At 39.9% G+C, this 23,918-nt stretch carries 23 protein-coding genes, 1 other RNA gene and 4 pseudogenes; 13 read left to right on the forward strand and 15 right to left on the reverse strand.

Translation table 11 applies throughout. The features are described 5' to 3' along the window. Nucleotide 1 precedes the first annotated feature (1 nt). The 4 genes from M1F03_RS07005 to M1F03_RS07020 form a co-directional block, all read right to left on the reverse strand. Nucleotides 2-1,096, reverse strand: coding sequence for a fatty acid desaturase family protein (locus M1F03_RS07005; RefSeq protein ID WP_251463878.1), 1,095 nt, complete (start codon nucleotides 1,094-1,096; stop codon nucleotides 2-4). Between the two features lie 59 nt (nucleotides 1,097-1,155). Next, nucleotides 1,156-1,632 (reverse strand): GNAT family N-acetyltransferase, encoded by a 477-nt coding sequence (locus M1F03_RS07010; protein ID WP_196713347.1) that lies wholly within the window; start codon nucleotides 1,630-1,632, stop codon nucleotides 1,156-1,158. A 781-nt stretch (nucleotides 1,633-2,413) separates the two neighbouring features. Next, nucleotides 2,414-2,863 (reverse strand): hypothetical protein, encoded by a 450-nt coding sequence (locus M1F03_RS07015; RefSeq protein ID WP_154635750.1) that lies wholly within the window; start codon nucleotides 2,861-2,863, stop codon nucleotides 2,414-2,416. 279 nt (nucleotides 2,864-3,142) lie between these two features. Continuing rightward, nucleotides 3,143-4,051, reverse strand: coding sequence for a LysR family transcriptional regulator (locus M1F03_RS07020; RefSeq protein WP_251463880.1), 909 nt, complete (start codon nucleotides 4,049-4,051; stop codon nucleotides 3,143-3,145). Between the two features lie 111 nt (nucleotides 4,052-4,162). Here M1F03_RS07020 and M1F03_RS07025 point away from each other — a divergent pair, with 111 nt between their 5' ends. From M1F03_RS07025 to M1F03_RS07040, 4 genes are read left to right on the forward strand one after another with little or no spacing between them, the layout of a single operon-like run. Then, nucleotides 4,163-5,365 (forward strand): MFS transporter, encoded by a 1,203-nt coding sequence (locus M1F03_RS07025; protein ID WP_251463882.1) that lies wholly within the window; start codon nucleotides 4,163-4,165, stop codon nucleotides 5,363-5,365. Nucleotide 5,366: 1 nt separating this feature from the next. Next, nucleotides 5,367-5,843: a cyclophilin-like fold protein gene (locus M1F03_RS07030; RefSeq protein ID WP_251463884.1), complete on the forward strand. Its 477-nt coding sequence runs from the start codon at nucleotides 5,367-5,369 to the stop codon at nucleotides 5,841-5,843. Nucleotides 5,844-5,849: 6 nt separating this feature from the next. Next, on the forward strand, nucleotides 5,850-6,965 hold the full coding sequence (locus tag M1F03_RS07035) for an alpha/beta hydrolase (protein WP_375097487.1): 1,116 nt from the start codon (nucleotides 5,850-5,852) through the stop codon (nucleotides 6,963-6,965). 44 nt (nucleotides 6,966-7,009) lie between these two features. After that, complete coding sequence (locus M1F03_RS07040) at nucleotides 7,010-8,026, forward strand: alpha/beta hydrolase (RefSeq protein ID WP_251463886.1); 1,017 nt, start codon at nucleotides 7,010-7,012, stop codon at nucleotides 8,024-8,026. Nucleotides 8,027-8,259: 233 nt separating this feature from the next. Here the strand turns inward: M1F03_RS07040 and M1F03_RS07045 are convergent, their stop codons facing one another. Continuing rightward, nucleotides 8,260-8,550, reverse strand: coding sequence for a YciI family protein (locus M1F03_RS07045; RefSeq protein WP_318840132.1), 291 nt, complete (start codon nucleotides 8,548-8,550; stop codon nucleotides 8,260-8,262). Nucleotides 8,551-9,126: 576 nt separating this feature from the next. Between M1F03_RS07045 and M1F03_RS07050 the strand changes: the two are divergent. Both M1F03_RS07050 and M1F03_RS07055 read left to right on the forward strand, forming a co-directional pair. After that, nucleotides 9,127-9,420 (forward strand): annotated as a pseudogene (locus M1F03_RS07050) (LysE family translocator); the annotation flags it as partial. 209 nt (nucleotides 9,421-9,629) lie between these two features. Further along, a complete protein-coding gene (locus M1F03_RS07055) occupies nucleotides 9,630-10,097 on the forward strand; it encodes a GNAT family N-acetyltransferase (RefSeq protein ID WP_247047968.1) in 468 nt (155 codons plus the stop codon). 122 nt (nucleotides 10,098-10,219) lie between these two features. Here M1F03_RS07055 and M1F03_RS07060 read toward each other — a convergent pair. The 3 genes and pseudogenes from M1F03_RS07060 to smpB all read right to left on the reverse strand — a co-directional run. After that, a pseudogene (locus M1F03_RS07060) lies at nucleotides 10,220-10,294 on the reverse strand (integrase); the annotation flags it as partial. A gap of 240 nt (nucleotides 10,295-10,534) precedes the next feature. Beyond that, nucleotides 10,535-10,898, reverse strand: a transfer-messenger RNA (tmRNA) gene (gene ssrA, locus M1F03_RS07065). A gap of 48 nt (nucleotides 10,899-10,946) precedes the next feature. Continuing rightward, nucleotides 10,947-11,429, reverse strand: a complete 483-nt coding sequence (gene smpB, locus M1F03_RS07070; RefSeq protein ID WP_154624285.1) for an SsrA-binding protein SmpB — start codon at nucleotides 11,427-11,429, stop codon at nucleotides 10,947-10,949. A 154-nt stretch (nucleotides 11,430-11,583) separates the two neighbouring features. On the opposite strand from smpB, the gene M1F03_RS07075 reads away from it, so the two are divergent. From M1F03_RS07075 to M1F03_RS20025, 4 genes and pseudogenes are all read left to right on the forward strand, one after another. After that, a complete protein-coding gene (locus M1F03_RS07075) occupies nucleotides 11,584-12,018 on the forward strand; it encodes a type II toxin-antitoxin system RatA family toxin (protein WP_154624286.1) in 435 nt (144 codons plus the stop codon). Beyond that, nucleotides 12,011-12,304, forward strand: a complete 294-nt coding sequence (locus M1F03_RS07080) for an RnfH family protein (RefSeq protein ID WP_163861004.1) — start codon at nucleotides 12,011-12,013, stop codon at nucleotides 12,302-12,304. The genes M1F03_RS07075 and M1F03_RS07080 overlap by 8 nt, the downstream gene beginning before the upstream one ends. A gap of 138 nt (nucleotides 12,305-12,442) precedes the next feature. Then, nucleotides 12,443-12,672, forward strand: a pseudogene (locus M1F03_RS07085) (transposase); the annotation flags it as partial. After that, nucleotides 12,663-12,791: pseudogene (locus M1F03_RS20025) on the forward strand (DUF296 domain-containing protein); the annotation flags it as partial. The pseudogenes M1F03_RS07085 and M1F03_RS20025, both read left to right, overlap by 10 nt. A gap of 179 nt (nucleotides 12,792-12,970) precedes the next feature. On the opposite strand, the gene bamE reads toward M1F03_RS20025, so the two are convergent. The 3 genes from bamE to nadK all read right to left on the reverse strand — a co-directional run bounded on the left by bamE (nucleotide 12,971) and on the right by nadK (nucleotide 16,209). Continuing rightward, a complete protein-coding gene (gene bamE, locus M1F03_RS07090) occupies nucleotides 12,971-13,450 on the reverse strand; it encodes an outer membrane protein assembly factor BamE (protein WP_251463888.1) in 480 nt (159 codons plus the stop codon). Nucleotides 13,451-13,562: 112 nt separating this feature from the next. Further along, the gene (gene recN / locus M1F03_RS07095; protein ID WP_163861005.1) at nucleotides 13,563-15,224 is read right to left on the reverse strand and encodes a DNA repair protein RecN; all 1,662 of its coding nucleotides are present in this window, start codon (nucleotides 15,222-15,224) and stop codon (nucleotides 13,563-13,565) included. Nucleotides 15,225-15,309: 85 nt separating this feature from the next. Continuing rightward, a complete protein-coding gene (nadK, locus tag M1F03_RS07100; RefSeq protein WP_195848186.1) occupies nucleotides 15,310-16,209 on the reverse strand; it encodes an NAD(+) kinase in 900 nt (299 codons plus the stop codon). Nucleotides 16,210-16,310: 101 nt separating this feature from the next. Between nadK and grpE the strand changes: the two genes are divergently transcribed. Then, nucleotides 16,311-16,901, forward strand: coding sequence for a nucleotide exchange factor GrpE (gene grpE / locus M1F03_RS07105; RefSeq protein ID WP_154624291.1), 591 nt, complete (start codon nucleotides 16,311-16,313; stop codon nucleotides 16,899-16,901). Between the two features lie 64 nt (nucleotides 16,902-16,965). Here grpE and ung read toward each other — a convergent pair whose 3' ends face one another. After that, the gene (gene ung / locus M1F03_RS07110) at nucleotides 16,966-17,646 is read right to left on the reverse strand and encodes a uracil-DNA glycosylase (protein ID WP_154624292.1); all 681 of its coding nucleotides are present in this window, start codon (nucleotides 17,644-17,646) and stop codon (nucleotides 16,966-16,968) included. Nucleotides 17,647-17,966: 320 nt separating this feature from the next. On the opposite strand from ung, the gene grcA reads away from it, so the two are divergent. Next, nucleotides 17,967-18,350, forward strand: a complete 384-nt coding sequence (grcA, locus tag M1F03_RS07115) for an autonomous glycyl radical cofactor GrcA (RefSeq protein WP_154624293.1) — start codon at nucleotides 17,967-17,969, stop codon at nucleotides 18,348-18,350. Between the two features lie 159 nt (nucleotides 18,351-18,509). Further along, nucleotides 18,510-19,964 carry an ankyrin repeat domain-containing protein gene (locus tag M1F03_RS07120; protein ID WP_318840110.1) on the forward strand — a complete coding sequence of 485 codons (1,455 nt, stop codon included), beginning with the start codon at nucleotides 18,510-18,512 and terminating at the stop codon, nucleotides 19,962-19,964. 31 nt (nucleotides 19,965-19,995) lie between these two features. Here M1F03_RS07120 and srmB read toward each other — a convergent pair whose 3' ends face one another. The 3 genes from srmB to hutG form a co-directional block, all read right to left on the reverse strand. Continuing rightward, a complete protein-coding gene (gene srmB, locus M1F03_RS07125) occupies nucleotides 19,996-21,336 on the reverse strand; it encodes an ATP-dependent RNA helicase SrmB (RefSeq protein WP_154624295.1) in 1,341 nt (446 codons plus the stop codon). A 163-nt stretch (nucleotides 21,337-21,499) separates the two neighbouring features. Next, a complete protein-coding gene (gene gltS, locus M1F03_RS07130; RefSeq protein WP_154624296.1) occupies nucleotides 21,500-22,705 on the reverse strand; it encodes a sodium/glutamate symporter in 1,206 nt (401 codons plus the stop codon). Between the two features lie 294 nt (nucleotides 22,706-22,999). After that, nucleotides 23,000-23,917: a formimidoylglutamase gene (gene hutG, locus M1F03_RS07135; protein ID WP_251463890.1), complete on the reverse strand. Its 918-nt coding sequence runs from the start codon at nucleotides 23,915-23,917 to the stop codon at nucleotides 23,000-23,002. Nucleotide 23,918 lies beyond the last annotated feature (1 nt).

The raw sequence follows: 23,918 nt of genomic DNA on the forward strand, positions 1-23,918 counted from the left end.
ATTATTGTGGCTCTTTCCCCATCTGGCGTAGAAAACGAATTTGAGCGCTCAGCAATTGTCGATAGCTAATACAGCGATACGGCATATTATGTTGTTTTGCAAGTTTTTCGATAATTGCTGCAAGTGCAGGGTAATGCCGATGATGCCAACCAGGAAAGAGATGATGAGTGAGGTGGTAATTTAATCCCCCAGTTAAACGCCATAAATATTTAGGGGAGGGGAGCCAATCACACGCAGTAATAAAATTGTGTTGATACCAGCCGTGAGGCATCTGCTGATTATCAGACGCCTCAAAAAAGGCAGTTTCTGCCCAATGTGTGCCTAACAGCAAATAGACAACAAATAAGGAAGCAATCATCTGGCTTACTAGATAGGTGAGCAAAATGGTCATCACACTAATACCATTATGATGGGCAATGAATAAGGGTAATCCTAGCATTAATAATAGATGAGCAAGTTTGCTAGTAAAAAATAATAGCCAACCTGACCAGCCTGTTAAAATTCCACGTGATTTTAGCGGGGTTTTCCCTGTCCGATCAGACCAATCAAAAACGAATGCAATCCAAGTTAGAGAGAATGAAGCAATGAGTGGCCAATACAGGTATTGGTATTTCATGACTGGGCGCCATTTTTGAAAAGGCGTTTGTCGAAAAATACCATTTTCTTCCGTATCTAAATCATAATGCTCAATATTGGCATAGCGATGATGAAAATAGACATGTCTCGCACGCCAAAATTCAGGTTCAAGTCCCAGAGGTAAGGTAACTAGACGACCAAAAATACGATTGAGCCATGGTGTTTTAAACAGCGTATTATGGCAGGCATCATGTTGTCCAAGGACATTTAATAACATGATTAACAACACAAAACAGATATAGGCAATAACATAGACAAACGTTGAATACGTCAATAGCGTGGGAATATAACAGATAATGGCAATCACAAACATACCGAGAACTAAGCAGATATCCATTGAGCTAGCGTAAACATGGTCATTTTTACATTTTAGATATTCATTACTAGCCTGTTTTAATGCAAGATGAAAACGTTGCTCATCATTATTTTTAAAGTGCAATTCACTCAATGGTGTATCCATAATCTCACATAGCTAAAAAGTTAAATAACAGGCTAGGTGGTAGTAAAATAATGATGACATTATTCGACACTATCATGACTGTCAGTGGTGTGTTTGGATAAGATAATCAAATTATTGTGTATCGTAAAGCCATTGCGTTGATAATAATTCTCGGCAGGAAAGCCTTTTTCTGTATTTAGGATAATAGCATTAAGATTATGCTGAACGCATTGTTGTTCAATGTGTTGCATAAAAGCACTTCCAAGACCTTTTCCTTGAAAATCAGGATGAATAAAGAGTTCATCAATATAATATTCTACTCCCTGATTCCACGGTTTTTTAAAGCCAAGGCAGGCACCCACAATGCGTTTATCTATTTGAATAACAAAGCCCATAAAGTAATTATTACCTAAATGATGGGTAATAAATTCGATAATGGGCTGATGCGATGGCCAATGTTCAAACCAAGGTGCTGAGCTATAGGTCTTGCAATAGAGTCTAGCGCATTCCTCAATCATTTCTTTTGTTAGTGGTATAAAATCAGCTTGTAGAGGCATTGTGTGGTGCTCCATTATTTTTGATGGCAATAGTCTACCCAAATGGATTTAAAAGAAAATAAATGACTCGTATTTTTGAAAAATGCCTATTTCGTTTTTATTGCCGATGGAGTCTGAGTTAGAGTTTTAAGGTATTGGCCTAAATAGCTCTCTGAGGAAATGTTTTTATATCTACGTTGCACATCCATTTCGACTTCTCTTCTAGGCTTCTCATAATGTTTTTGTAACGATTTTTTAGGTGAATTAAACCAACATCGATGTCATTCAGCTTCTACCGTACTACTCATTATTATGCCATCGAGCTGGGTATGATGACTCACTGTGATATCAAAATCTCCTTTGGCTGCATTGATACCCATTTGTTTATTTATCGATTGGTAATTACTGTGCATCTCGATTTTGCTTGATCCCCTTGCGTGTTGATGGCACGGGTTAGGCTGATAGCGTTTTTCGAGTATGGAGATAAAAAGAACGTGTAAATAGACCGATACCTTGAAATTTGAAAGTTAAGAGAGGAGCAAGAGGGAGAGTGTAAAAAAATGAGGTAGCTAAATAAGAAATGGCAAAACCTCAAAATATACAAGAGGGGTTATGTCCCAACCGAGGTAAACACAACGGCATACCACAACTCGTTTTACGTGGTCAGTGGCTAAAAGAACTAAGGTTTGAGGTGAGAAGCCACTATCCCCTTACTCGTTAAGCCGGACAGTTGATTATCCGGTTGGCTGAGAGCTTGTAAGATCGTTAATTTAGATTTCAGTGTGGAATAGAGATCCTCCCATTAAGTAATGGAATAAAGATCTTGAATGTAACGCTCAACAAATAGTTTTAATTCACAAGATGGATAAGACTCTTTAGTTTGAATTAAATAAGCATCATCATAAATTATTCTTGAATTCAATGAGCTAGATATTATATATAAAATTAAAGCTGAAAATTTTAAGTTAGCCTCACCTCTTGTAGAGACACTTCCCATGTATGGGTACTCTATATCTTCTATATCACGTAGATTTTCTTCAATAAAATTAAAGCTTACCCAACAAAAATAATCATACTGGTGGTCATGTATATAGATAAACTTATCAACTAAGTTTACTCCTTTTTTCGCGGATATCCCTATCGTTAATTGTTTTGTAGACAAAGAAAAGTCATTAAATCCATCGATGATACTATTGAGGATATCTTCAAATTGAGGAAGCTTTTTAATTGGAAATAAAATTTCGGTAGACATTATTTTCCTCCATTTGTGTTAATTGAGCTACGTATAGTAATCTTCGATACAGCTTAACTCTACCTAGGTCTTACATAATGACTCGCTACTGTAAACAAATCAAAAATTTAACTTTATGTTAGGTAACAACTGTCTGAAATGACATTAGCTATGTTCGCTTCACAAAGTGGGTAAGCTCATTGAACCAGAGATCCGCTGAGAGCGAATTGCGGACGTATTACTTATATAGTAAGTTTAACTCTATAGTATGAAAAATATATAGAGTGATTATATTGATCTTTACTTGTGATGCTCCTTGAATCGATACCTTATTGCTTCTACAAAAGCCATAAAAGCGGGTGAGGACTGCCGACGGTTTGGGTAATACAGGTGAAAACCTTCAAAGCAAGGACTATAATCGATTAATACAGCCTGTAACTTACCCTTGGTAATATAAGGCTCTGCTAAGTGTTCAGGAATATAGGCTATCCCCATTCCGTCCAGCGCTGCATTTAACTGGTGTAATGTACTATTAAAAACCAGTTGCCCATCCACTTTTATACTCGTTGTATGGCCATCTTGTTTAAATTCCCACGCATAAATAGCACCCGCAGCACGATGGCGAATATTGATGCATTGATGTTTCGATAAATCTTTAGGCAATAATGGCTTAGGGTGCTGTTTAAAATAATCTGGGGAAGCGACTGCAATTAAGCGCCAATCTGGCCCAATGCGAACGGCTATCATGTCTTTATTGATATCATCACCAATTCGAATTCCTGCATCGAAACGTTCTTCCACAATATTTGTAAATCCATAATCCACATATATTTCTATTGTGATATCAGGGTATTTTTGTAAAAAATTATTCAATATTGGTCGAATATAAATTTCTATTTGGTCATCGGTACAACTTAAGCGAATAGTCCCTCTGGGGCTGTCTCTTAACTCACTTAATGCATTAAGTTCAATATCAATCTGTTCAAATAGAGGACGAATGGCATTCATCAGTTGTGCGCCAGCCTCTGTCACTGAAACATTTCGGGTTGTTCTTGCGAGAAGTCGAATCCCTAAACGCTCTTCCAAAAGTCGTATTGTATGGCTTAAGGCCGAAGGCGTCACACCAAGTCTTGCAGCCGCTTTTGTAAAACTTTGCTCTTGAGCAACGATCAGAAAAGCGTGCAAGTCATTCATTTTACCTTTCATCATTAATGAATTTTTCTCACAAGTTCATAAAGATTATACCCACTAATTAAATTATTACCTGTATGCCATGATGATGTCCATTAAATATCGTAGGTGCATAGGTGAATATAATCGATGGATGATGCCATTTTACAAGAGCGAAACTTTCCCGAAAGAGCGAACTGGAGTGCAGTTTTTGCCATGACGCTATGTGTTTTTGTTTTGATAGCTTCAGAATTTATGCCTGTGAGTTTGTTAACGCCGTTAGCGCTTGATTTTCAGGTGACAGAAGGAATGGCGGGACAAGGCATTACTATCTCTGGAATATTTGCTGTCATAACGAGCTTATTTATTTCTGCACTTACTCGTCATTTAAATCGTAAAGCTTTATTACTGGGGCTTACGTTCTTAATGGGAGTCTCAGGCGCATTGATTGCTTTAGCCTCCAATTATTATATTTATATGGCAGGCCGTGCGCTAATAGGTATTGTCGTAGGTGGCTTTTGGTCTATGTCAGCTGCGACAGCAATGCGTCTTGTACCAATAGAGCAAGTGCCTAAAGCACTGGCTATTTTCAATAGCGGTAATGCGCTAGCAACCGTTATTGCTGCACCTTTAGGAGCTTATTTAGGATCAACTATTGGGTGGCGAGGTGCTTTTTTAAGTTTAGTCCCTATAGCCGTGGCAACGATGGTGTGGTTATGGGGGAGTTTACCCTCAATGCCAACTGATTCTAGTAATCATAAAAATACACCTCAGATTTTCGGGATTTTTAGCTTTTTGAAATACCGTGTCGTCATACTCGGTATGTTTGCTATCGGTCTATTTTTTATGGGGCAATTTACTCTATTTACCTATGTACGTCCTTTTCTTGAGACTGTGGTAAAAGTCGATATCTCAATGGTGACATTTATTTTGTTACTTATTGGTATTACGGGATTTATCGGAACTCTACTGATTAATCGTGTATTAAAAATAGGGTTCTATCAAACATTGATGGTCATTCCATTACTGATGGCCAGTATTGCAGTATCACTTATTTTCTTTAGTTACTCCATTTTTGTTGTCATTGTATTGCTGAGTATTTGGGGCTTTATTGCAACTGCGGCACCTGTTGGCTGGTGGAGCTGGGTACCTCGAGTATTTACCAATAACGCAGAGGCTGGAGGCGGATTGATGGTTGCAGTAATCCAACTTTCTATTGCCTGTGGTGCTTCGGTAGGAGGCATATTCTTTGATTCGATGGGCTATGAAAGTACTTTTGCAATCAGTGCGTTATTTCTTATCGTTGCAGCAATACTTGTTCAATGCACAGCAAAGGCCGAAAGGAAAAAATAATATGTTGAATCTATTATTTAAAAATAGGTTTACCTCATTAACTTTTTATTTTCTGTTGGTATTTGGCAGTATTAACCAGCCATTATTGGCGCGTAATTTATCAATAGAGCCTCAAGTGTACTTAATTGAAATCCGTCTTGATACGCAAATAATTAAGGCAGAGCTAGAAGATTCAGAAATAGCGCGTGATTTTATCCGTTTATTACCGCTCACCGTTGAATTGGCAGATTACTCATCCACAGAAAAAATCACTTATCTTCCCCGAAAGTTACTGACCGGTAATACATCCAGTGGGATCGTGCCAGAAGTGGGGGACATGACTTATTATGCCCCTTGGGGGAATATCGCTATTTTTTATCAACCATTTAGTTACTCATCAGGGTTATTTAAATTAGGAAAAATAACTCAAGGACTGGAATATCTGGAATTTACATCACCAAAACAAGCCGTGATAGAGCTTATCCAAAGAAATGACTAAAAGAGGATGCACATTATGAATCATGAACGTAGAGATTTATTGAAATTGACGGGGGCAAGTATTGCTGTTGCAAGTATGGCATCCATAATTACAGCGCCAGTATTAGCACAACCAAATACAAGTTTCAGTGAGCGATGGGATAAAACCTTTGTAAAAAGTGATAAAGTTGAACATAAAAAAGTCACATTCAAAAATCGTTATGGTTTAGCCTTAGTCGGAGATTTATATCAACCTAAAGATACCAGTGGGTTATCCGCTGCGATTGTATTGAGTGGTCCATTTGGCGCAGTAAAAGAACAGTCTTCAGGGTTGTATGCACAGACATTAGCGGAACGTGGTTTTATTACTCTCGCGTTTGATCCCTCTTTTACTGGCGAAAGTGGGGGCGAGCCTCGAAATGTTGCGTCTGCGGATATCAATACGGAAGACTTTAGTGCTGCTGTTGATTTTTTAGGTCTACAGCCAAATGTTGACCGTAGCCGTATTGGGGTGCTAGCTATTTGTGGATTAAGTGGTATGGCTTTAACCGCAGCGAGTAGCGATTCACGTATTAAAGCCGTAGCGACGGCATCAATGTACGATATGTCTCGCAGTATTAGCCGTGGGTATCAAGATAGTTACACTATTGAAGAACAACATAAAGTGATTGATTATCTTAGCCAGCAGCGCTGGAAAGATGCAAAAAATGGACACTATGCTTTAGGTTACCATGAGGTGCCATTCGATGAAGATGGCAATATTATCGAAGGGCAACGTGTTTTACCGGAGACTTTGCCAGAGAATGCGCCACCTGTATTAGCCGCATTTTTTGATTATTACCGTACTTCTCGAGGTTTTCATCCTCGTTCAATTAACTCAACAACCGCGTGGACAGCAACAACGCCTATATCTTTTTTTAATTTTCCAATGCATACCAATATTGAAATGATATCACCAAGACCAATTTTGCTGATTGCAGGAGAAAATGCACATTCTCGTTATTACTCTGAAGATGTGTACAAAGTAGCTTCAGAACCTAAAGAACTCTTGATTATTCCAAATGCTGATCATGTTGATTTATATGATAATCCAAGAAAGATCCCTTTCGATAAACTCACTGTTTTCTTTCAGCAGAACTTATAAGTTGTAGCCTGTTTAGTCATTAAATCACAATTGAGGTAAATGCATTGAGAAAAATACTGTTTGCTTTATTGGTCAATTTTATGATGACTTTCTTTGCTTTTTCTTCGAGCGAAACTCGTCAGTTTCCTATTCCAAATACGGTCAGTACACAGATGCAGTCTTTGATTGCCAAACCTGCATCTTCGTGGGACGTTCATCCTAAAAATGCACAAGAGTGGAATCAATGGGTTCAAGATTTTGATACTGCAATTGAAACAACATTACCCGCGTTACGCCAACAATTAGAAGTTTCATTAGAAGCTAATAAACTCGGTAACGTGTCTATTTTTATTCTCACTCCTAAACGGATGAAAAAAGAAAATCAAGACCGCGTGTTACTCAATCTTCATGGGGGAGGTTATGTTCTTGGGGCGGGAGAAGCAGGGACATTAGAAGCAACTTATATGTCGGGGATCGCAGGGTATCGAGTCATTGTGGTTGATTACCGAATGCCACCAGAACATCCTTATCCAGCCGCGCTAGATGATGCTTTTGATGCTTATCAAACATTATTAAAAAGTGTACCAGCAAATAAAATTGGTGTGTTTGGCACCTCGGCGGGCGGAGGTATGACGCTAGCCCTTATGTTAAGGATTAAGACGGCTGGGTTACCTTTACCTGCTGCTATAGCCCCCGGCACACCTTGGTCTGATTTAACAAAAACTGGGGATAGCTATTTTACGAATGAAGGCGTCGATAATGTTTTAGTCAGCTATGATGGCTGGTTAGGTGATGCAGCAAAGCTTTATGCGAATGGACATGATTTAAAAGGCCCAATGCTTTCACCTGTTTATAGTGACGTTACAGGATTTCCTCCCACATTATTAACCTCAGGCACGCGAGATTTATTTTTAAGTAATACCGTTCGTATGCACTTAAAATTACGTCAAGCAGGCGTTGATGCAAATTTAATGATATTTGAAGGAATGTCTCATGCTCAGTACCATATGGATCCAAATGCATCCGAAACAATAACTCATTTCACTGAGGTGGGGCACTTTTTCTCACAGTATTTAAGATGAATGTAATATGGTGCTATCGTCATGTTTATCGCTTTTTTACAGATAAATCTTTCGAATCTTCATTATTAATTTGCGATGTTTATGGAAAAATACTTATAACCTAACGGAATTTTTTAACTTACGTGGCGATACACTAAGGCTTAACCCATAAATGATGAATGATGTCTGCTTTTGGTACTAAAGTGCCCTCAAACAGTGCTCAAGGGTCTGGTTTGAGCAAATTGCGGACAATATTATGCAATCATATCGTCTGAAGCCAAACGCCAAGATAAAATTTCAACAGATGCTCTCAATCCATTTACCCAAAACGGGTCATCAGAAAATATTGATAAGGCCTCCTCTTCACTTTCTGCCTCAACTATCCATAGTGCCCCTATAGGTTGGTCATTATGCTTTTCTCGTAATGAGCCAGCAGCCTTAACCACTTCTCGTTTCTGTTTCAACCACTCAATGTGATGATTTAAATATTGCTTTCTAATATTGAATGCGGTTGGATCGTCGGTAAACCTTATTGTGAAAAGTATTTTTTACTCTCCTCCTATTAAACCTTTATTACAGCTCTTTCGTAGTAATATTTATCATATAAAGATGTGTTTTCATATGGCCGCAAGGCCCACTCTTTGCATGGAATTACCCTAATGTAAGGTACAAAAACGGCTTTGAGCGAAGAGCGGACATTATTGATATTCATGTATACTTTCAGAATTATTTTTAGAAGATTTCTCATAATTATGGTCTCTTAGAAAAACAGTAACAACATCCTTAGGTGTAATTTACTACATTCTGAAAGCAGTCAACCTACAGATCCGCGATGATGTGCCCCCCTACAATAGTATATGATTGAACATGTCAATCGCTTTTCATTTCACGATCCTCGCTATCGACGAAACGGGATTTAATGCTATTAAGTGGAATTGTGATAACTTTCCCAACAGAAGAAAAAAAGATATATGAATGCAAGAAACCTAAGTTATTTTAAAGTGGCTAATAAAATTTAGACAAATGTAGCTACAGTGCTAAGCATTATGGCGATGATATGTTTACTATTAATGCGACCCTGATCGTTTTTCTGTCATACTGATGATAACTCATCCTTATATGGAAATTGGTTTGTCAAAGGGATACTAGGAAATTTGCTTAATCCAAAAATGGGGATTTTCTATGTCTCTTTTTTACCCCTGTTTATACCAATCGGACATTCCCCTTTGATATGGACATTTATTCTTGTCAGCATCCATGTGGTCATTGGGACAATGTGGTCAGTTACACTCATTCTATCCACTCACTTTGCATCGACTATACTGAAGAAAAATGCTGTTGTTAAAGCCATGGACAGAGCAACTGGAGGCTTGTTTTTATATTTTGCAGCTAATCTTGTCCTCAGTACTCGGTAACCTGATTCATGCTGATATAACTAATTATGTCCATTCTTGGCATGAACTGAATTAGCGATTAATTGTTGCAAAGATTTGCGGTGAGCATAGAGTGGAGGCAATGCATCATTGATATCTAGGTAGTAACTAGTTATCCCGAAGCAATTCTAACGATTTAATGATATTTCTAATGATAAGTTAGACTCTCATCCTTACAGTCAGGGGGAAATATGAGTGTTTTTGAGAAACTTGAATGGCGTAAGCATGACTATCTTGTAAGTACAGATAGGGAAAAATTGGATGTTCAAAATATCCATCGCTATCTGACCAGATCCACCTGGGCTAAAGGTATTGACCTGACTACTGTCTGTGCATCAATTGAAAACAGCCTGAACTTTGGTGTTTATTATAATGAAACTCAGATAGGTTTCGCTCGTTTGATAACAGATTATGCTACGTTTGCTTACCTTTGCGACGTTTATGTTCTTGAAGAATTCCAAGGGGAAGGGCTTGGAAGATGGATAATGGAATGCATACATAACCATCCTGTTTTTGAGCAGCTTCGCAGGGTCATGTTGTTCACAACTACAGCTCCTTGGCTTTATGAAAAGTTTGGCTACGAGCCAGTAAATCGCGAAAATTATGCATGGGCCATCACTAGGCCTGATATTTATACCAATGCAAAAAAATCGGGCTGAACTACGCCTATATAATCCCACGTTGGCGTAGGTACATATATGCGTTAGCCACTTCCGCTTCTGGCAGATAGCGGAACAGTGTGTTTTCGTTTCATCTTCATTCTAGCAGCAGGTATCTTTCATTCTTTGGTTTCAAAGTTGATTTCATCCCAACGAACGTCAGCGGCTTTCGCAGGGAGAGATATGGTGAGTCGCTGAGCTACATAAACAAGCATTGATCTCTTTAACTGATAAGGGGTTGGTTTGTCTTGCCAATTTTGATGTTTTATTGTTTTTAGGCATCTCAAAAACGATAAAGGTTTGCGAGGTGCCTATCAAGGTGCCTAAGATGATTGGATTTAATTAGGTGACATCAGACTGCGTAGGACATAAAAAAGCCCGCAACCATTGAGTTAGCGGGCTTTTCAGTCTTCTTTGGACGTCCTTAGAAGATAATTTGGTGGAGCTGGCGGGAGTTGAACCCGCGTCCGAAATTTCTACATCCTCGGTACTACATGCTTAGTCTAGTCTTTAAATTCATTTGCCAGCTGCGGACAGACACGCCACTAACAAACTATCCTGATTAAATTTAACGCTTCAACCCCAGGCAAGGCATCCACGCGATCTCTTTTAGGTTTGACCTCTCTTGATCCCCGTCCTAAGAGCGGAGGCTAGGGAGAGAGGGCTCTATGCAGGTTATTAAGCTGCTAGTGCGTAGTTTTCGTCGTTTGCGACTATTTTTTTGCGGCTTTTATCGAGGCCAACCGCCCCTCGGCATGCACCTTGGGTTTCGCAAATCCCGTCGAATCCAGAATCAGCCCCAAGTTGTTGAACGCAGTATAACAGAAAAATACTCTAAAAAGCTAGAACTTAGCGATTAGAATGTTTCATTATACGTGCTTTATCTAACTGCCACTCACGTTCTTTAATATCAGAACGTTTGTCATGCGCCTTTTTACCTTTTGCTACGCCAATTTTGACTTTGCACCAAGCATTTTTCCAATAAAGGGAAAGGGCGATGACCGTATAGCCTTCACGGTTAACACGACCATAAAGGGTGTCTAATTCTCGTTGGTTTAGTAACAACTTCCTGCTACGTGTCGGATCACAGACAACGTGAGATGATGCTACATTCAGTGGTGTGATATTTGCACCAAATAAATAAGCTTCACCATCTCTGAGTAAGACATAGCTATCACCAATGTTAGCTTTGCCAGCACGTAGTGATTTTACTTCCCAACCTTGTAAGGACAGGCCAGCCTCGAACTCTTCTTCGATAGAATATTCGTGGCGAGCACGTTTGTTCAAGGCAATAGTTGCCGAACCAGGTTTATAAGCTTTTTTCTTTGTCATAGTTTGTTCATTATACTGTAAGCTGAAGTTAAATAAATCTTTCTACGTTTAAAAATGTGCCGATTGTGCAATTATTGTGCTTAAGGCGTTTTGTTTTTTGTTTAACCAATCAATAGTGGTATTATATGTGCAGTTTTTGGGGATAGGAATTGATATGCCACAGATTAGTCGCTCTGCGTTAGTGCCATTTAGCGCAGAACAAATGTATAAACTTGTTAATGATGTTATTGCATATCCAAGTTTTTTGCCTGGATGTGTTGGTAGTCGGGTGATTAGTCATAGTGATGATGAGATGACGGCCTCTGTAGAGGTTTCAAAAGCAGGTATTAGTAAAACGTTCATAACCAAAAATGTGTTAGAGGATAACAAAGGTATCCACATGCAATTGGTTGAAGGGCCTTTTCGAAAGCTAACAGGGGGATGGCGTTTTATACCGTTAAGCTCGGATGCGTGTAAGATTGAATTTCACCTTGATTTTGAGTTTACGAATAAGCTGATTGAACTTGCTTTTGGCAAAATCTTTAAAGAATTAGCGAATAACATGGTTCAGGCATTCACGCTCAGAGCAAAGGATGTTTATAGTGTCTGAGTTAAACGTTGAAGTCACTTATGCTTTACCTGAGAAGCAATATCTACTGTCGGTCAATGTCGCTGAAGGGGCAACGGTTGAAGATGCGATTATTGCTTCAGGTATTCTTGCACTACGAGCAGATATTGACCTGAAAAAAAATAAAGTTGGTATCTATAGTCGCCCGGTAAAGCTAAGCGATACATTGAAAGACGGGGACCGTGTTGAAATTTATCGGCCACTGATTGCTGACCCTAAAGAGTTACGCCGTAAAAGAGCTGAAAAATCGAAAGATAACAAAAAATAGTGACTGTTTTTTGTTCCTTCTATTAAACCGAGAGTTCTCTCGGTTTTTTATTATCCGCTGTAAACCACCAGCTAAGGTGATGATTGAGCCTGTGAGGCTATAGTCTGAAAGAAACCCCATGTCAGAAAACATCCTCTTATTCACCACAAGTACAAAGGAAATCACACGGGTTTTATACACAGTTCATCACATGGTATTGGCACTGCACATATCATCGAGTTTGGACACCTAAATATCGTTATAAAATGTTGAAAGATAAAGTAGTTAAGGCGCTTTATAGAACAATTTATATTCTCTGTAATATGAAGGACTGTGAAGCGCTAGCGCTAAATGTTCAGTCAGACCCTGTCCATACATCGGTAAGTATAAAGTTGTTTCTCTGTTCGGCATCTTAGATACGATGTTACATTTAGCTATCTTAGATGAAAATGGTCATGTTCAAGGTAGGCATATGATGAACGGTTGTACCGTTAGAACAACCTTAGAATGAGTCATTGAAGAGTGAGATAACATCACCTTCACTCGAGAATATTATCAAAATGATTTGATCGAGGTGAGGCTGGTTAAAATTGTAATAACTACCTGTATTTATTGATGGCAGGTAGCTATTACAAATTGAGTAAAAAATAGCCAGCCGATGTAAGCTAGCTATTATTTATTAGTCAATTACTGACTTAGCATTTTTTTAGCAGGAGCTGGTTGCTCAGTAGTCAGCATACTGGGCTCTGCTGGGCGAGTAGCAGGTGCTGGCTCAGCGGAAGCTGGTTCAGATGGTGAACTTTCAATTTCTTTGGCTTCCATCGCTTCTTGCTCTGCAAGATTTTTCTCATTTTTGATCTCAGTAAGGATACCGTTGCGATCAAAAGTTAAGGTCAGCGTTTCTTGCTTAACAGGGTCATGACCAAGCTCTTGGCGGAAAACATAGTACCAAGTTTGAGTACCAAACGGGTCGGTTAACATTGGTGTGCCCAAAGTATAAGCGACCTGTTGCTGAGTCATTCCTTTTTGGATCTTAGCAACATCTTTCGCTGTCAGGTAATTACCTTGGTTAATGTCAGGATGATAGACCAAACGTTCCATCATTGAACAGCCCGTGGACATTAATGCGAGTGATAGTGCAGCAGCAGTTAACAGTTTATAACGCATGGATATCTCATTCCTTTTGGAGTCAGAACATCAATGATAATCGACATTGATACAATTTAAAACCTTCCGTATTGACTCTAAGACCATAGGAGAGCAAAAAAGTTGTCAAAATTTATGCTGCGAGTAATTCTTTTGCATTCGCCAGTGTATTTTTGGTCACTTCGCTGCCCGCTAATAAACGTGCAAGTTCTTGTAAACGTGATTTTTTATCTAGCAATTGCATCCGAGTTTCTGTTTCTACGCCATTTGTTTCTTTGCTGACATAAAAATGTTGGTGTCCACACCCTGCAACTTGAGGTAAATGTGTCACGCACATGACTTGAGTGGATTCACCTAATTCACGGAGTAGTCGACCAACAATAGCGGCGGTAGGGCCACTAATTCCGACATCAACTTCATCGAAAATTAGGGCTGGTGTATCCATTTTTTTCGCGGTGATCACTTGGATTGCTAAGGCAATACGTGATAACTCGCCCCCTGACGCAACTTTCGCGAGTGATTGATGCGGTTGCCCTGGGTTTGTTGTGACGTTAAACGCGACTTTGCTTGCACCATCGATTTGCAAATGGTCGGGGGTGAATGTGACATCGATGGTGAAGCGACCATGGGGCATGGAGAGTTGATGCATACTATTTGTGATCAACTGACTGAGCTCTTGAGCATACTCGACACGAACCTGATGTAGCTGTTGAGCGCAGGCAAGCGCATGTTGATGGTCTCGGCGTACTTGTTCACTGAGCATTTCACAGTCATCATTTTGCTCCGCAGTCTTTTGCTGTTCATCTAATAATTGCTGGTATAGCTCAGGTAGCGCTTCAGGCATAATGTGGTGCTTACGAGCAAGATGAATTTGCTTTGAGATACGTTGTTCAAGTTCATACAAACGATTAGGATCTAATTCATATTGATCACAATAATGCCTTAGTTCATCGCTTGCTTCACTCACTTGAATAGAGGCTTCCTCGAGCATATCCAACAAGCTAGAAAACTTAGTATCCAGAGTGGCTAACTCAGTTAACTCATGTTTTGCGCTATTTAGTAAACTTAAAATATTAACGCCATCATTTTCGGACATAATCTGCATTGCATTTTGTCCGAGTGTTAAAAATTGCCCATAATTAGCTAGCTGTTTATATTCTTGTTCAATACTTTCAAATTCCCCTTGGACAGGGTTAAACTCATTTAACTCTTTTAAATGATACTCCAAAAGCTGTTGGCGTGATTCACGCTCCTGCATCTGTTTTTGAAACATGGCGAGTTGTTGGCAGGAGTGATGCCATTGTTGCCAAGCCTGTTTCATATTAGCAAGTTGTGCTTGCTGATTTGCATAAGCATCCAGTAATGATTTTTGGTGTGTATTATCTAAGAGGAGTTGATGCGCGTGTTGGCCATGAATTTGGATCAGTAAGGCACCCAGTTCACGTAATTGAGAAAGAGGGACAGCAGTACCATTGATAAAACCACGAGAGCGGCCATCTAACGTGATCGTACGCCGTAAGAGGCATTCATTATGATTATCCAGTTCGTGAGCGATAAGCCATTTAGCCGCCATATCGGCATCCACTAAGGAAAAACGCGCACATAAGTCAGCTCGTTGTGCGCCAGGGCGGACCATATTCGCATCACCCCGGTTACCTAAGCACAGACCAAGTGCATCAATAGCGATAGATTTACCTGCACCAGTTTCACCTGTAATTGTGGTCATACCGCTACGGAAATCAATTTCCAGATCACGAACGATAGCAAAATTATTAATGGTAAGTTGGGTAAGCATCTGCGCTCTCCTGTAAAAATACACACCTGTGTTTGTATACAGTGTATCCTGTTTTTTTATACAGTAAAGAGGCAGATGAAAAAAATTAGAAAGTTTTTTTAGCCCAACCCAATTTTGAACTTAATGTATTGAAATAATTGTAATCTTTAGGGTGAATGAGATTAAGGCTTTTGTTACTACGCTGTATAACAACCTCTTCACCATCTTGGATGGGTAACATAATTTGGCTATCACAACTCACTTCATAGTCAATGTTACTACGTAAAAATTTAAGTCGGATACGGCTGTCACTGCTGATAACCAGTGGGCGTGATGACAGGGTATGAGGAAACATCGGAACGAGTACAATCGCATCTAAATTAGGTGTCAGAATAGGCCCTCCGGCAGAGAGCGAATATGCTGTCGACCCCGTTGGTGTGGCAATGATTAAGCCATCTGAGCGTTGTGAAAAGGCAAAACGATCATCAATATAGACTTCAAACTCAATCATATGAGCAACTTTGCCGGGGTGGAGAACCACTTCATTAATCGCGCTACTTTTACGCGCTTTTTGGTTTGGTTTGATGACTTGAGCTTCAAGTAAAAAACGCTGCTCTTCTCGGTATTCACCATCAAGAACCCGTGAAAGTTGTTGCAAAGCGTTGTCTGGGTCAAGGTCGGTAAGGAAACCAAGATTGCCGCGGTTGATACCAATCACCTTGTTATTGTAACGGGATAAAATTCGGGCGGCTCCCAGCATGTTGCCATCGCCTCCAACAACAATCACTAAGTCTGCTTGTTGACCGATCTCTGTTAAGTTTCCCGTATTCGCATTTTGGAGTTTTAAATCTTTGGCAACTTGCTTATCAATAATGGCGTGATAATTTTTAGATAATAGCCAATTATAGATTAATTCATGGGTAGCCAAAGCTTCGGGGTGGCGTGGGTGACCAACGATACCGATGGTTCGAAAAATGGTTTGGTGCGTGCTTTTATCCTGACGCATAATTTTTTGGCCTCTCATTGCATGACGTCCCTTGAATCCCTGTTTTATATCCCCATAATACTCTAATAAATGGGATTAATGCTAAATACGCGGAGATATTCATGAGTAGTAAAGAACAAAACATGCATGATGAGCAAGCCCCTGAGCTGAATGAAGTCCAAAAATCGGAGTCAGAGCAAGAGCAAGAAGCGCAGCAGGCTGAGTCACAGGCAGAGGTGCAAGCGTTAGCAGCGCGTATTGCTGAGCTTGAAGAACAACTCGCAGCTTCACAAAAAGTTGAGCGTGAAGCGATGTTACGTGCGCAAGCTGAAATTGAGAATATTCGTCGCCGTACAGAACAAGATATCGAAAAAGCACATAAATTTGCGCTTGAGAAGTTTTCTAACGAGTTATTGCCTGTTATCGATAATTTAGAGCGCGCAATTGATGCCGCGGATCACGAAAGTGAAACGTCGAAGGCGATGTTAGAGGGCTTAGATTTGACACTGAAATCATTTTTAAATGCTGTAGGTAAATTCGGCATTGAAGTGGTTGGTGAATCTAATGTGGCATTTAACCCTGAAATACATCAGGCTATGACGATGATTGAGTCGCCTGATCATCAACCAAACCATGTTATTGACGTGATGCAGAAGGGCTATCTATTAAACGGTCGTTTGTTAAGACCGGCAATGGTTATCGTCTCTAAATAAGGTCGCGTGAATGATGAAACCGGGTCACTTATGTGTTACCCGGTTTTTTTATGGCGATAAAACGTCACGCTTCAATGACGGGAGTCCAATCTATTGGGGTGAGACCTTGTTGTTGTAGCAGCGCATTCGTTTGTGAAAAGTGTCCACATCCCAAAAAGCCACGATGCGCAGAGAGTGGAGAAGGGTGCGGTGCTTTTAATACATGATGGCGTTTAGTATTAATGATCTTGCCTTTTTTCTGAGCATGTGAGCCCCATAATAAGAAAATGACCCCCTCTCTGTGCTCATTAATTGCGGCAATCACTTTATCTGTAAATGTTTCCCATCCTAAATGCGCGTGGGAATGCGCATTACCTTGTTCAACCGTTAATACGGTATTGAGTAAAAGCACCCCCTGTTTAGCCCAACTGAGTAAATAACCGTGATCAGGGCGTTTAAAACCTGGGATATCCTTTTCTAACTCTTTATACATATTGACTAATGAAGGGGGGGGCTTAATGCCGGGTAGCACTGAAAAAGATAGGCCATGAGCCTGCCCTGGGCCGTGATAAGGGTCTTGCCCTAAAATGACGACTTTAACGTCAGCGAGCTCGGTATATCTAAAGGCATTAAACACATCTTGTTGAGGCGGATAAATAATTTTTCCGTTTTGACGTTCATTCGCCACATAGGCGAGAGTGTCTTTAAAGTAACTTTGTGTTTTTTCTGAGCCAATAACATCGTGCCAAGTTGGAGTATTTGACATGAAAATTCCTATAACAACCAAATTATAGCTATAAGCTTACTGGTTAAGTTACGAGAGATAAAGATGAGTTTTCGCTTAAATCATTAAAAAATAGTTTAAAAACAGCAAAAAAAATTGATTTTAATAAAAGATAAAAATTGATTTAAAACATGGTGTTGAGTTAATGAGCGTTAATTCCCTCTGGAAATTATTGATAAATATCAAAGAAGCCCTAGGTTCTTGCTGGTATATAATGTGTAGAGAAATTGGTTAGACCAAATATTTAACTGACAGTCAAATGATGGGATTGATCTCAATCCTGCTCGAGCGTGGAGGTCGACATGATTACAGGTATTCAAATTACTAAAACTGACAATGCTGCATTATTAAACTCTTTTTGGTTACTTGATGAAGAGAAAAATGAAGCACGTTGTGTCTGTGCAAAAGCAGATTACAGTGAAGGGCAAATTGTGGCTAAAGATGAACTCGGTGCTTTTGAGTATCGTGAAGTGCCTTTAGAAGTCAAACCAACCGTCCGTGTTGAAGGTGGTCAGCATTTAAACGTCAACGTGTTAAGCCGTGAAACTTTAGAAGATGCGGTTAAAAACCCTGAAAAATACCCACAATTAACGATTCGTGTTTCGGGTTATGCAGTGCGTTTCAACTCATTAACGCCAGAACAACAACGTGATGTTATTACTCGTACTTTCACTGAAAGCCTGTAATAACGATATTGTTCAAGATAAAAGTATTAGCCTATAACTAATTTATAAAGCCATTGAATTCAATGGCTTTTTTATGCCCATCTAACAAAGTACATTCTTTTTCCCTTCTGGATTTTCCCTTTTAATGTTGTTTCCTATCACCATTATTTGGGAGGCTTTATGTCCTCAATTAACCAAAATATGCAAATTGAACCTGATAATCAAATTGCTATGATCCAAGAAATCATCAGCATTTATTTGAAGAAGAAGGGGTCATTGCCACAGTGTGCTCATCAAATGGAGGAGCCAGAACAATTATCATTTCAGCAATTTTTTGGTCGTGATCCACAAAATTATGATTATTTGATGGGGTTAATTGCGTATGGCGCTTATTTTTCGGATTGGGAAAATAGATATGGTGTTGAGCGTCTTAACCATCAGCAACTGAGTGACATTGGCGTTGATCCAAGACTGTTATCTGATAAGGCGACAGGCTTTGAAGCGCATATTTGTCGCATGAATGATTTATATATTATTAGCTTTGCTGGCTCAAATGAGCTCATTGATTTTTATGCGGATATACGGCAAGGGATTGGTTGCTTTGAACCTCAATATTTTCAAGCGGTTAATTTAACTAATGTGTTATTTAACGCGTCAAAAGGAAATATGATCTGTGTCGGTCATTCTTTAGGGGGAGGGCTTGCAACTTTTGCTTCCTTAGCTAGCCAAACCCCCTGTATTGGATATACGCCAGCAGGAATTGCCAAAAATACGTTACGGCAGATTGGGATGGATTATCAAGAAGCGAAAAAAATGGCAGAAAATGGTTTATCGTGTTTTTATGTTGTTCGTTACGATTGGTTAGATTTACTACAATCGCTATCGCCTTTTCCATCCGCATTAGGGAGTCGAATACTGTTAGATTATTATGATGACAGGAAATCATGGCGTGACTGGTTACCTCATCGCATAGTGACTCGTAATTTTATTGCTCATACGATGCCTAAAATACTCAAAATGATGTGTCATTTTGCGCCTTGGTCAAATTATCAAAAGGTTGTTAATGATGATTTTGATAAGCAATTAGAGGAGTTTAGTTGTAACGTATCATCCAGCCATGATCATTATACCGAATGCTGGCAAAACTGTTGTGAAAACAGTATTAGGCAAGGGAATATAACGGAATTTTCAAGATTAGTCGCAATTAGCAATAAAACGGCGCAGTTTGATGAATTAGTCAGTTATACCGTCAGATCAACAGATCCTGAGTTTATGCAAATCTTGCTGAATTCTTTCTATGCCAAGGAAATCAAAAAAACACATTTGGCCGACAATCGAAGCTATTTACACCTTGCAGCTCAATCAGGCAGGTTGGAACAATCGAAAGTGTTGTTGCAAAGCGGATTTGCGGTGAATGTCGTTGATGACTTTGGGAATACACCATTACATGATGCGCTAGGTAGTCATGCGTTATCCGTCGCAGAGTATTTATTAAATAAAGGTGCTGATTGGAGGGTTAAAAATCACCGAGGGTATAACTGTCGCGATGTATTAAAAAATCATATGGTTAAGGCTGACTGGTTATCTTCACAAGGACGTATAATACGCGAAAGATTGATGGCCAAAATGTCGTAATCAAAAAACGGGCCTAAGCCCGTTAAGTCATTTATTCAGATTTTTGATGACTAGGTTCTGAAGCTGTTGTCACGGGTTTACGGCGTTTACCGATGTTCTTTTTATCACGATGACGGACTTTAGCTTTTTTCTTCGATTCTTCTTCTTTTTTCTTTTCTTTACGTTTAGCGAGCACTTTCTTAGATGGTTTTGGTTTGTTCATCATTGATGCAGAAGGTGCTTTAGTTGATGGACGTAAAGAATCGACAACACGCATTTTTATAGGATCTTCAATATAACGTGTCACTTTACCGAATAAAGGGTAATCGTGTGATTCAATCAGTGAAATCGCGGTACCTTTTCGGCCAGCACGACCGGTACGACCAATACGATGCAGATAAACGTCAGCAGTCCGTGGCATATCAAAGTTAAACACATGGCTGACATTTTCGATATCTAAACCTCGAGAGGCCACATCGGTAGCCACAAGAACTTTGACTTGGCCTGAAACTAAACGGCGAACCGCTTCATTACGTTTTGCTTGAACCATTTCTCCTTCAAGATAGCAAGGCTCAATACCCGCATCACGTAACCACTGAACAACGTCGCGCACACGTTCACGTTTGCGAACAAACACAATTGATTTCGTCACATCGCTCTGTGCAATGAGATGGCATAACAAGGCGGTTTTGTGTTCTAAATTATCTGCACGATAGTAAAATTGCTGTATTTTTTTCCGTTCGCGGCGGGAAGATTCAGCGTCGATCTCAACGGGGTCTTCCAACAGACGCTCGGAGAAGTCACGAATCGCCTCGCCTTCAAGAGTCGCAGAAAACAGCATCGTTTGCTTACGCCAGCGTGTTTCCCCCGCAATTGTTTCAATATCATTAGCAAAGCCCATGTCGAGCATACGGTCTGCTTCATCAAGAATGAGAATTTCAACAGCACGGCAGTCAAAATTTTCTTCTTTAATGTATTGAAGTAAGCGACCTGTTGTTGCAACAACAATATCTTGGTTTTCGCTAAAGACTTCAGCATGGTTCATATAGGCGACACCACCAGTGATTGTCGCGACATCAAGATGATTATGTGCACATAATTCTTTTGCTTGATCTGCAACCTGCATCGCGAGTTCGCGAGTTGGCGTTAATACAAGAACTCGCGGAGGGCCTGATTTTTTTCTTGGAAAATCAAGTAAATGTTGGATGGCTGGTAGCAAGAATGCCGCGGTTTTCCCTGTACCAGTTGGGGCTGAACCTAAAACGTCACGGCCATCCATCGCCGCAGGGATAGCGGCTGCCTGAATTGCAGTAGGGCGTTCATAGCCTTTATCTGCCAGCGCGTTGATCAGGCTTTCATCTAATTCAAGTTCAGAAAATGTGGTTGCAGTCATGATATACCTCTATTTGGGGCGCTGATTATAAACAGGTTAGCCAAATTGTTCATTATAAAATATAGATCTTTTAGCAAAGTGTACCTGTTTTAGCGTTTAACGGGCAGTCTTATTGCCAGAAAGCGTGCTTTTCCGAGGTGAAAAGCACGCATGCCCAAGAAGATTAACTGAGGATGTTAATTAACCAAGTGTGGTAAGGAATACCCACTAAATCAATGAGTACAGCTCCACTTAATGGAACAATCATGAAGGCTTTCATGGAAACTTGCTTATAGCGTTCACACACGGAAGACATGTTTGCCATTGCATTCGGGGTCGCTCCTAATCCGTGCCCCATTAATCCTGCACACATAACGGCAGCGTCGTAGTTTTTGCCGAGGAGTCTAAAGATAACGAATACTACTAACAGAATTAATACCACGACCTGAGCAAAAAGAATGATAAAGAGGGGTAAGGCAACATCTTTCAGTTCCCAAATCTTAAGGGACATCATTGCCATGGTTAAAAATAGGCCGAGAGAAACTTCAGAAATTAAATCGACAGATTTTTGGTTAATTTTAAATAGATGAACTTGGTCGTTGATATTACGAATGACAATCGCAATGATCATTGCTCCCACATAACTGGGTAAAGAGAAGCCCGTCGCTTTGGTAAATTGTGCTGACGCAAATTGCCCAATGACCATGATACCTAATACTAATGCCAACATTTTTAAAAAGGCATGGGCATCAATAGATTCAATTTTACTTGAAATGGTTTCGGTGACTTTTGGACTGGTGACGGTCTCATCGGCTTGAATAGTCACACGATGCTTTTTGATTAAGAAAGAGGCGATTGGTCCACCTAATAAGCTGCCAGTAATTAAACCAAAAGTCGCTGCTGCAATGGCGGCAACTGTTGCTGATTGTACACCTAAGCCTTCGGCCATTTGACCAAATGCGGCTGCACCACCATGACCACCAGTTAAAGAGACGCCTCCTGCCATCACGCCAATGACGGGGTTGATATCTAATAAATGTGCGAGTCCGGCACCAAAGGTGTCTTGGAATAATACGGTAAACCAACAAATAAATAAGTAGATAAACAGTAGACGCCCGCCACTTTTTAGAATACGGAAGCTGCCATCAATCCCGATTGTTGTGAAGAAAGCAACCATTAAAAAAGTCTGTAGGCTGGTATCAAAATGGATTTCAGCCAAATTAAAGGATTTCAGTCCCCAAATAATGAGACTCACTAAAAAGCCACCGATAACAGGTGATGGAATACAAAAGCGTTGTAACCATTCAATACGCTTTTTTAAGTGAATGCCCATTAGGAGGCACAGTACCGTAAGGAGGAGTGTAGATAATGTATCGAGTTGTAATGTCATATGGATGTTTCCCTGTGTAATCTATAACCGTTCTCGCCATTTGCCGTTTTTGGCGACACGCCTACGCTCTAGCCACAGTGTGAATGTCTCTAAAGAAGTATTCGGCTACCCTTTCGCAACAGTTTAATTCTCAAGTTTTAAATTTTTATTTTGTGGTTAACGTCAAAAAATAAACTTTAATGTTAAAACTGTTGCGATATTTTTTTGTCAGTATTGTTTCAATTACTGTTATGGTTATTGGGTTACAAATGTATTGAACGGTATATTTATCAGTCGCGTTGTTGTGTTTGTTTATTAGAATAAAAATTGGTAAATCAAATAAGCTGCTAATTTTGACGTGTGGTTATCAATATCAAATTCTGGATTACATTCAGCAATGTCAAATACCGCAATTTTTTTGCTCGTTTTAATGACTGAAAATAATTGTTCGAATGTTTCTGTATTAATTCCTCTCGCCGCGGGGGCGCTAACGCCTGGAGCGATTGCCGCAGAAAAAACATCAAGATCAACGGTGACATATAAATAATCGACGTGATTAATAAATTGTTGAACTTGTTCTATGGCTTTAGGTAATTGAGAAGCGGTCAGTGCCTTATCACGAATATATTGGCAACCTAATTTATCCGCCGTATCGAATAACACTTTAGTGTTGCCATGATCGGCAATACCAAGACAGAGATAATGAAAAGGGCGATTATGCTGTTCGCATAATTGTGCCGCTTGTAAAAATGGCGTGCCAGATGTTGCTATTGGCGCTGAACGTAAATCAAAGTGGGCATCAAAATTAATGATGCCAATGGTTTTCGTTGGTTGAGTCTGTTTAACGAAATCAAACAGTCCTTGAAAACTGGCAAATGCCACTTCATGTCCTCCCCCTAAAACAATAGGGGTTTGTTTCGATGATAAAATCGTGATGAGCTCATCCGAAAGACGGCGTTGTGCTGATTCTAATTGGCCATCGTCACAATAGATCGTTCCTGCATCTCGAATCGCTAAAGGTTGATGCAGTGGTAGACCTGCAAGTTGCTGGCGGATAGCATCAGGTCCTGCTTTAGCGCCTAGTCGTCCTTTATTACGTTTAACGCCTTCATCGGAAGCAAAGCCAATTAAAGCAAATTGTGCAGGGGTATTTTTATTCATGACTTGATGGATCCGTAGGTGTTCTTCGGTATCACCATCAGTACGGCCTTGCCAAATAAAAGGTGCTGCCATA

It is taken from the genome of Providencia sp. PROV080 (assembly GCF_033688105.1).
GTDB classification, from domain to species: Bacteria; Pseudomonadota; Gammaproteobacteria; order Enterobacterales; family Enterobacteriaceae; genus Providencia; species Providencia zhejiangensis.